Annotated in this window: 9 protein-coding genes; 7 read left to right on the top strand and 2 right to left on the bottom strand. The window is 62.7% G+C overall.

Translation table 11 applies throughout. The features are described from left to right. The 3 genes from KBT70_RS04335 to KBT70_RS04325 form a co-directional block, all read left to right on the top strand. Nucleotides 1-605 (top strand): ABC transporter permease (locus KBT70_RS04335; RefSeq protein WP_296629228.1); only part of this gene is annotated, 605 nt, incomplete at its 5' end. A gap of 13 nt (nucleotides 606-618) precedes the next feature. Next, the gene (locus KBT70_RS04330; RefSeq protein ID WP_296629226.1) at nucleotides 619-1,368 is read left to right on the top strand and encodes an ATP-binding cassette domain-containing protein; all 750 of its coding nucleotides are present in this window, start codon (nucleotides 619-621) and stop codon (nucleotides 1,366-1,368) included. 24 nt (nucleotides 1,369-1,392) lie between these two features. Continuing rightward, nucleotides 1,393-2,220: an extracellular solute-binding protein gene (locus KBT70_RS04325; RefSeq protein ID WP_296629223.1), complete on the top strand. Its 828-nt coding sequence runs from the start codon at nucleotides 1,393-1,395 to the stop codon at nucleotides 2,218-2,220. Nucleotides 2,221-2,240: 20 nt separating this feature from the next. On the opposite strand, the gene KBT70_RS04320 is transcribed toward KBT70_RS04325, so the two are convergent. Beyond that, on the bottom strand, nucleotides 2,241-3,110 hold the full coding sequence (locus tag KBT70_RS04320; protein ID WP_296629221.1) for a helix-turn-helix transcriptional regulator: 870 nt from the start codon (nucleotides 3,108-3,110) through the stop codon (nucleotides 2,241-2,243). A 188-nt stretch (nucleotides 3,111-3,298) separates the two neighbouring features. Further along, entirely contained in the window at nucleotides 3,299-4,483 is a 1,185-nt protein-coding gene (gene doeA / locus KBT70_RS04315; RefSeq protein WP_296629219.1) for an ectoine hydrolase DoeA, read from the bottom strand. Between the two features lie 167 nt (nucleotides 4,484-4,650). Between doeA and eutB the strand changes: the two genes are divergently transcribed. The 4 genes from eutB to KBT70_RS04295 all read left to right on the top strand — a co-directional run. After that, entirely contained in the window at nucleotides 4,651-5,652 is a 1,002-nt protein-coding gene (gene eutB / locus KBT70_RS04310) for a hydroxyectoine utilization dehydratase EutB (RefSeq protein ID WP_296629217.1), read from the top strand. Beyond that, nucleotides 5,642-6,631, top strand: a complete 990-nt coding sequence (locus KBT70_RS04305) for a cyclodeaminase (protein WP_296629216.1) — start codon at nucleotides 5,642-5,644, stop codon at nucleotides 6,629-6,631. Before eutB ends, KBT70_RS04305 begins: the two co-directional genes overlap by 11 nt. Further along, nucleotides 6,628-7,101, top strand: a complete 474-nt coding sequence (locus tag KBT70_RS04300) for an Lrp/AsnC family transcriptional regulator (protein WP_296629214.1) — start codon at nucleotides 6,628-6,630, stop codon at nucleotides 7,099-7,101. Before KBT70_RS04305 ends, KBT70_RS04300 begins: the two co-directional genes overlap by 4 nt. 110 nt (nucleotides 7,102-7,211) lie before the next feature. Continuing rightward, the coding region (locus tag KBT70_RS04295; protein ID WP_296629212.1) for an aldehyde dehydrogenase family protein at nucleotides 7,212-8,325 on the top strand (1,114 nt) is incomplete at its 3' end.

The raw sequence follows: 8,325 nt of genomic DNA, 5'->3' as shown, positions 1-8,325 counted from the left end.
CTGCGGTGCTTTTGTCCTGTCTCATCGGCCTGCCCTTGGGGGCCGTGGTCGGCGCGTTCCGTTTTCCGGGGCGCGGGGTGCTGACGGTCGTGCTCAACGCGCTGATGGGTTTGCCGCCGGTGGTCGTGGGGCTCTTTGTCTATCTCATGCTCTCGGCCTCTGGCCCGTTCGGTGCTCTGCAACTGCTATATACGCCTGCGGCGATGATCATCGCGCAGACGATCCTCGTAACGCCCATCGTCGCGGCGCTCACGAAGCAGGTGGTCGAGGATCTACATGGCGAATATGCCGAGCAGTTCGCCTCGATGGGCCTGCGCGCGCATGAACGGGTTGCGGCCCTGCTCTGGGATGCGCGTTATAGCCTGATGACCGTGGCGCTTGCGGGATTCGGCCGCGCGGTGGCCGAAGTGGGCGCGGTGCTGATCGTGGGCGGCAATATCAACCACGTGACCCGCGTGATGACTACGACCATCGCGCTCGAGACCTCCAAGGGCAATCTGGACCTGGCGCTCGCGCTGGGCGTGGTGTTGCTGGCCCTTGCGGTGATCGTGAATGCGGTTGTGATGGCGCTCCGGGCCTCTGCGGTGCGGGCGGCCTATGCGTGACACGGTGATGGATATGTCCCCGGCTGAGGCCGCAACGCGCATCCCGCTGCTCGAGGCGCGCGGTCTGTCATTTGACGCGGCGGGCAAGCGGCTGATCCAAGATCTGTCCCTTTCAATCCCCGAGGGGCGACGCACCTTGATCATGGGGGCAAATGGCGCGGGCAAGAGCCTGCTCTTGCGTCTTTTGCATGGGCTCTTGACCCCTTCCTCCGGGCAGGTGCTCTGGCAGGGGTCGGCCCCCGATGACAGGGCGCGACGCGCGCAGGCGATGGTGTTTCAGCGCCCCGTGATGTTGCGCCGGTCGGTGCTGGCCAATCTCAATTTTGCCCTCTCGGTGCATGGTGTGCGCGGGGCAGAGCGCGCGGCCGAGGCAGCGCGCGCGCTCGATATGGCCGGGCTGACCGATCTGGCGCGGCATCCCGCGCGCGTTTTGTCGGGCGGCGAGCAGCAGCGGCTTGCCCTGGCGCGGGCGCTGGTCTGTCAGCCGCGCCTCTTGTTCCTTGATGAACCGACCAGCAGCCTCGACCCCGCCTCGACCCAGCGGATAGAGGAACTGATCAACGCGGCCCATGCGCGCGGCGTGACTATTGTGATGGTCACACATGATCTGGGGCAGGCCGGGCGGATGGGGGATGAGGTGATCTTCCTGCACGCAGGGCAAGTTGCCGAAACCGGCCCGATTGAGCAGGTTCTTGGCCGTCCCCGGTCCGAGGCTGCGCGCGCCTGGACCCAAGGGCGGCTCTACACAGGCACAACTTTCTGACATCCAAAAGACAGGGACCGTTTCATGCTCAGACGTCATCTTTTCTCGCTTGCCGCAGGTGCGCTTCTTGCCTTGGGCGTATCCGGGGCTGTGCAGGCGCAGGACCAGTTCATCGTGGTGCAATCCACCACATCGACCCAGAATTCGGGTCTCTTTGACCACATTCTGCCGATCTTTCAGGACAAGACCGGCATCGAGGTGCGCGTCGTGGCTGTAGGCACCGGGCAGGCGATCAAGAATGCCGAGAATGGCGATGGCGACGTGCTCTTTGTCCATGCCAAGGCGTCCGAGGAGAAATTCGTGGCCGAGGGGCATGGGGTGGAACGGTCGGACGTGATGTATAACGATTTCATTCTCGTTGGGCCGTCCACCGATCCGGCAGGTATCGCCGGGACCAAGGATATTGCGGCGGCCTTGATCAAGATCGCAGAGACCGAGGCGCCCTTTGCGTCGCGCGGGGATGACAGCGGCACCCACAAGGCAGAATTGAAACTGTGGAAAGAGGCGGGCGTGGATGCCGCCGCCGCGTCTGGCGGTTGGTATCGCGAAACCGGGTCCGGCATGGGGGCCACGCTCAATACCGGCACGGCGATGGGGGCCTATGTGCTGACCGACCGCGCCACATGGATTTCTTTTGGCAACAAGGGCGATTACCAGATCGCGGTCGAGGGCGATGATCGCCTGTTCAACCAATATGGCATCATTCTCGTGAACCCGGACAAGCATGCCAGCGTCAAGGCCGAGGCCGGGCAGGCCTTCATTGACTGGGTGTTGTCGGCAGAGGGTCAACAGGCCATCGCGGATTACAAGATCGACGGTCAGCAGTTGTTCTTCCCCAACGCGGGTGGGTGAATTTGCTTAAAAAGGCGGGTTCAGGCGGAAATCCAACGCACCTTGCCTAGCCCGCCCAGATCGTAGCCGCCGAGTGACGCCGCCTTGGCGATCATCGTTTCCGAGTGCATGAAGGCGACAAGGCGCTGCACAGGGTCGGTGAAATAGGCGCGACGGTCGATCAAGAGATCGAACCGCTCTTGCACCAAGGGCCGGAACACCAACCGAAACTGCCGCGCCATGGATTCGATCCCCAAGGTCGCCTCGGCCTCGCCCGCGGCTACGGCGGCGGCGGCATCGCTCTCGGTATGGGCGGGGCTGCTGGGGGTCAGGATATCATCCGCCGTCATACCCGCCTCGGCCATCATGCGGGCAAAGAGCGCAGTGGTGCCTGCCCCCTCTTGTCGCAGGATCACGCGACGTCCGCGCAGATCACCGATCCCCTGCACCATATCCGCCACGGCAGGTGTCAGGATCAGCCCGCGCATGCGCTCTGCCCAGCCGATCAGCACGGCGTCGCGCAATCCGCGCGCCTCGAGCGCGGGGATGTTCCAGCCGGTATCGCCCGGAATATGCAGCCCGGCCAGAACCGCGCGCCCCTCGGCAAAGACCTCCAGCCCGTCACAGCTTCCGTTCCAGAGGGTTGCAAGGCCCGCGCCACTCTCGCGCAGGGCCCAATCGAGGAGCGGGTCGTGTGATCCCGTCACCAATGCTGGTCGTTCCGAGGGAACAGTAACCCCCGTGCCTTCGATCCAGAACATCAGTTCATTATGTGGAAACAAGAGCTTGCCGGTGATCTTGCGATGCGGGATCTCGCCGGTGGCGACCATGTCGTAAACCTTGCGCTCCTTGACCCGGAGAAGGTCGGCGACCTCCTTGGTTGTCAGATAGGCGGGGGTTTCGCTGTCCATGGGCTTTGATAATCACGCGTTAGGATGTTCGATGCAGCGTTCCTATCGCATCTCGGCGCGGAAATCAGCATCAAACGAAGCCTTGTTTTGCCTTGTCTTGTGACGCGGGTCAGAGCGACAAAATAGGAATTGGATTATGGCATGACATTGCAAAAGGCCCCCACTACGATCGCGGGGGCCTAGTCTCTTCAATCCTTGACGAACATCTTGCGCGGGCGGTTGCAGAAGGTTTCCGCCGGGCCGCTTTCCTTGATCAGAATCGACTCGGTGATTTCCAGCCCCCAGTCGGACATCCAGAGACCGGGCATGAAATGGAATGTCATCCCCGGTTCCAGCACGGACTCATCCTCGGAGCGCAGGGAAATCGTGCGCTCGCCCCAGTCGGGCGGATAGCTCAGACCGATGGGATAGCCACAGCGCGCGCCACGTTCGATCCCGGCGCGTTCCAGTGGGGCCGCCAGTGCATTGGCAATGTCACAGGCGCGATTGCCTGCCTTTGCGGCCTCCAGCCCGGCCTCCAACCCCTCGACCAGCGCCTTTTCGGCATCGAGCAGGAATTGCGGTGGCTTGCCGAGAAACAGCGTGCGGCAAAAGGGCGTATGATAGCGCCGGTAACAGCCCGAGATTTCAAAGAACGTCGCCTCTCCCGTGGCAAACTCGCGCCCGTTCCACGTCAGATGCGGTGCTGCGGCGTCGGACCCGGACGGCAAGAGCGGCACGATGGCGGGATAGTCACCCCACGCGCCCTCGACCCCCCGAATGGCATCGCGGAAAATCTCGGCCACGATCTCGTTCTTGGGGATGCCCGGTTCGACCCGTTCCATCAGACCATCGGTGATCTTTTCCGAAATCAGCGCGGCCTTGCGCATGAAGCCCAGCTCTTCCTCGGATTTCACCGTGCGTTGCCAGTTCACCAGCGCGGTTGCGTCAAGGAATGTGGCCTCTGGCAGTTCTTCGCGCAGGGTCTGCATCGCCTTGGCCGAGAAATAGTAATTGTCCATTTCCACGCCGATCCGCTTGTCGGCAAGGCCCATGCCCTTGAGCCGCTCCGCCAGATCCTGCATCGGGTGGCGTTCGGTCGATTGGACGTAATTGTCGGCATAGCCGATCACCCGGTCGTCGGTCATCCAGACCGTGCGCACGCCGCCATTGGCATCCTGATTGCGGCCCCACCAGATCGGATCGGCCTCGGGAAAAACCAGCACGCCCTGATGAACATAGAACGACCAGCCGTCATAGCCGGTTAGCCAATGCTGGTTCGACGGGTCGGTGACAAAGAGCGCGTCAAGGTCAAGCCGGGCCATGGCGGCGCGGGTCTTGTCCAGCCGTCGCTGGTATTCCTGTGCCGAAAATGGCAGGTCTTTTTCGATCATGTCGGGGGTCCGTGGTTGAAATGTCCTGACCATAGTTGGGGCTTTGCACGCAGCCTGCCCCAAGAAATACGCCCTCTTTTGTCGTTTTCAGACCATCTCGCGGCGCAGAGTTGACGCTAGGCTCGCCCCGGCGCAAGCTGCGCGCGATCTGAACAAGGAAGACAGTCATGCGTCCCGTTCTGGCCGATATCTTTGCTGCGGCACAGGTGATTGCCGGGGTGGCGGACCGCACACCGCTTGTGCCCTCGCCCTATATGAGCGGCGTTGTGGGCGCTGATTTCTTGCTCAAGCTGGAGAATATGCAGCCCATTGGTGCCTTCAAACTGCGCGGTGCGCTCAATGCGGTGGCGGGTGCGCAGGATGCGGCGGGCGTTACCTGTTGCTCGACCGGAAACCATGGGCGCGGCGTGGCCTATGCGGCACGCGCGCGCGGCCTGCGGGCCGTGATCTGCATGTCCGAGCTTGTGCCGCAGGCCAAGGTTGACGGCATCCGTGCGTTGGGGGCGGAGGTGCGCATTGTCGGCCGCTCTCAGGACGCAGCACAGGCCGAGGCCGCGCGTCTGGTTGCCGAGGACGGCCTGACCGAAATCTCGCCCTTTGATGACGCGCTGGTGATTGCGGGCCAAGGCACCATCGGGCTTGAAATCATGGCGGCACGTCCAGATTTGGAAACGCTGCTGATACCGCTGTCGGGTGGCGGTCTGGCGGCAGGCGTTGCGCTGGCTGCCAAGACGATCAAACCCGACCTGCGCGTGATCGGGATTAGCATGGATCGGGGGGCCGCGATGTATGAGAGCCTGCGCGCCGGTCATCCCGTCGAGGTTGAAGAGGTGCCAAGCCTCGCCGATAGTCTGGGCGGTGGCATCGGCATGGAAAATCGTCTGAGTTTTGCCATGTGCCGCGACCTGCTGGATGATGTGATCCTTGTGACCGAAGAAGAGATTTATACCGCGATGCAGGTGCTCTATTACGAGGATCGGATCGTGGCAGAGGGGGCCTGTGTTGTGGGCATCGCGGCGGTGCTGAGTGGCAAGGTGGTGCCCAAAGGGCCAACCGCCACCATCATCACCGGCCGCAATCTCGATATGGCGATGTTCACGCGGGTGATAACCGGGCAGGATGTGGTTTTGGGCGACAAGGTAATTCAGGGTAAGACATATGGCACATGATATCCGGATCGTGACAGAGGCGGAATTGCGCGGCGCGATCAAGCTCGACCGCGAGACAATCAAGGTGATCGAGAGCGCCTTTGCCGCGCTGTCGGATGGCGGCGTTGTCATGCCGCCGGTGATGTCGATGGACCTCGCGGATGTGCATGGCGAGGTGGACGTGAAAACCGCCTATATCCCCGGCTTTGACGGCTTCGCGATCAAGGTCAGTCCGGGGTTTTTCGACAATCCCAAGCTGGGGTTGCCCAGCCTCAACGGGTTGATGATCCTCTTTTCCGCCAAGACCGGGCTGGTCGAGGCGGTGTTTCTCGACAATGGCTATCTGACCGATCTGCGCACGGCCGCCGCCGGCGCGGTCGCGGCGCAGCATCTCGCCCCCGAGGTGGTGCATACGGCGGGCATCATCGGCACCGGCGTTCAGGCGCGGCTTCAGGCGCGGGCGGCGCGGTTGGTGCGCCCGTTTGACCGGCTGCTGATCTGGGGGCGGGATGCCGACCGGGCGCGCGCCTGTGCGACGGACCTCTCCGATCTCAAATGCGATATTCGCGTGATGGACAATCCCGCCGATCTGGTTCTGGCCAGCCAATTGGTCATCACCACAACCCCGGCGCAGTCCCCGGTGATCGAAGCGCAATGGCTGCATCCCGAATTGCATATCACCGCCATGGGGTCTGATCAGGCAGGCAAGAACGAGATTGATCCGCAGGCCTTGATCAAGGCCGATCTTTACGTCGCCGACCGCGCAACGCAGGTTGAACGCTTGGGCGAGTTGCGTAGCGCGATCGAGGCCGGGATCTGGACCAAGGGTGTGCCGGTCGAGTTGGGCGATGTCATCCGGGGGCGCGCGCGCGGGCGCAAGAGCGATGCCGAGATCACCATTTGCGATCTGACCGGCACCGGCGTGCAGGATACGGCGATTGCGACGCATGTGATGGCGCGGCTCAAGGGGCGCGATCTGGGCACGGTCATCACGGCATGAAACTCGACGCGCGCGATCTTGATATCCTGCGGGTGCTGGCCGATGAGGGCCGCATCACCAAGGCCGATCTGGCCGCGCGCGTGGGCCTGTCGGCCAGCCCCTGCTGGGAGCGGCTCAAGCGGTTAGAAGAGGCGGGGCTGATCGAAGGGTATCACGCGCGCATCAACCTCAAGAAGCTGGGGTCGCATGTGACCGTCTTTGTTGCGGTGGAATTGGCGGATCATACGCCCGCCTCATTCCGCGCCTTCGAGGACAGCATGCAGCGCTATGATGAGGTCACGGCCTGCTGGGCGCTGGGCGGCGGGTTTGATTACCTGATGCAGATCGTGACCCGCGACATCGACACCTACCAGCGGCTGATTGATGAAATGCTGGAGGCGCGGATCGGGTTGGCGCGGTATTTTACCTATATCGTGACCAAACCGGTCAAATCCCCCCGCCTGCCGCCGCTAGAAATGTTTTTTGAATGAAACATCTTTAGAAGCGGCATTTCGCAGAAGATTAATCTGTGATCCCGGTAAACTTCAGCCTCACTCGTCGGCGCTCACAGGACATTCTTTGGCGCAAAGGGAGCGTCACCATGTCCGACTCAGCCATCTGGACCCGCAATGGGATCACCGACACACGCCTCGTGCGCAGCTTTGCCTATGTGGGCGGCAAATGGGTAGGCGGCGACGATACCGCTACTTTTGCCGTGACCAACCCTGCTGATGGCAGCACGCTGGGGGCCGTGGCCAGCCTCAGCGCCGATCAGGCGCGCGGAGCGGTGGATGCCGCGCAGGATGCGTTTGGCGGCTGGGCGATGACCCTGCCGCAAGATCGCGCAGCACTCCTGCGGCGCTGGTTCGATCTGATGATCGCGCATCGCGAAGATCTGGCCCGGATCATGGTGCTGGAACAGGGCAAGCCCCTATCTGAGGCGCGTGGCGAGATCGACTATGCCGCGAGTTTTGTGGAGTATTATGCCGAGGAGGCCAAACGCCCCAATATCGAAGGGGTCACAAGCCACCTGCCCGATGCCGAGGTCGAATTATGGCTCGAGCCGGTGGGCGTGGCCGCGCTCATCACGCCGTGGAATTTTCCCTCTGCCATGCTCATGCGCAAGGCGGCGGCGGCGATGGCGGCGGGCTGCACCGTGGTCGCACATCCAAGCGCCGAGACACCCTATTCGGCGCTGGCCTTGGCCGAACTGGCCGAGCGCGCAGGCATCCCAGCGGGTGTGTTCAACGTCGTTACAGGCCACGCGGCGACGGTGGTGGAACCCTGGACCCAAGACGCCCGCGTGCGCGTCCTCAGCTTTACCGGTTCGACCAATATCGGGCAGTTGCTCTATCGCCAATGCGCCGGGACGGTCAAGAAACTGGTGCTGGAACTGGGAGGCCACGCACCGGTCATCGTGTTCAAGAACGCCGATCTGGAAACAGCGGTGGCCGAGGCGATCAAGGCCAAGTTTGCCACCTCAGGGCAGGATTGCCTGGGAGCCAACCGGATTTACGTCGAGCGCCCGATTTATGACGCGTTTTGCCGACGTTTTACCGACGCGGTGCAGACGCTCACGCTGGGACGTGGCATGGACGATCCCGATATCGGCCCTTTGATGAACGAGAACGCGGTCAGCAAGCAGGAAGAGCATGTGGCTGATGCGCTGGCCCAAGGTGCCACGCTTGCCTGCGGTGGCAAGCGCGATGCGCTGG

This window comes from Roseovarius sp., assembly GCF_018066915.1.
In the GTDB taxonomy this organism is placed as follows: domain Bacteria; phylum Pseudomonadota; class Alphaproteobacteria; order Rhodobacterales; family Rhodobacteraceae; genus Roseovarius.
Note: the sequence above shows the minus strand (reverse complement) of the source record. Positions and strands in the feature narration are given on the sequence as shown.

What these genes read in the sequence shown, in the direction of transcription:
- KBT70_RS04330 (WP_296629226.1), top strand. Translation starts at nt 619, where the DNA reads ATGTCCCCGGCTGAGGCCGCAACGCGCATCCCGCTGCTCGAGGCGCGC.
- KBT70_RS04325 (WP_296629223.1), top strand. Translation starts at nt 1,393, where the DNA reads ATGCTCAGACGTCATCTTTTCTCGCTTGCCGCAGGTGCGCTTCTTGCC.
- KBT70_RS04320 (WP_296629221.1), bottom strand. Translation starts at nt 3,110, where the DNA reads ATGGACAGCGAAACCCCCGCCTATCTGACAACCAAGGAGGTCGCCGAC.
- doeA (WP_296629219.1), bottom strand. Translation starts at nt 4,483, where the DNA reads ATGATCGAAAAAGACCTGCCATTTTCGGCACAGGAATACCAGCGACGG.
- eutB (WP_296629217.1), top strand. Translation starts at nt 4,651, where the DNA reads ATGCGTCCCGTTCTGGCCGATATCTTTGCTGCGGCACAGGTGATTGCC.
- KBT70_RS04305 (WP_296629216.1), top strand. Translation starts at nt 5,642, where the DNA reads ATGGCACATGATATCCGGATCGTGACAGAGGCGGAATTGCGCGGCGCG.
- KBT70_RS04300 (WP_296629214.1), top strand. Translation starts at nt 6,628, where the DNA reads ATGAAACTCGACGCGCGCGATCTTGATATCCTGCGGGTGCTGGCCGAT.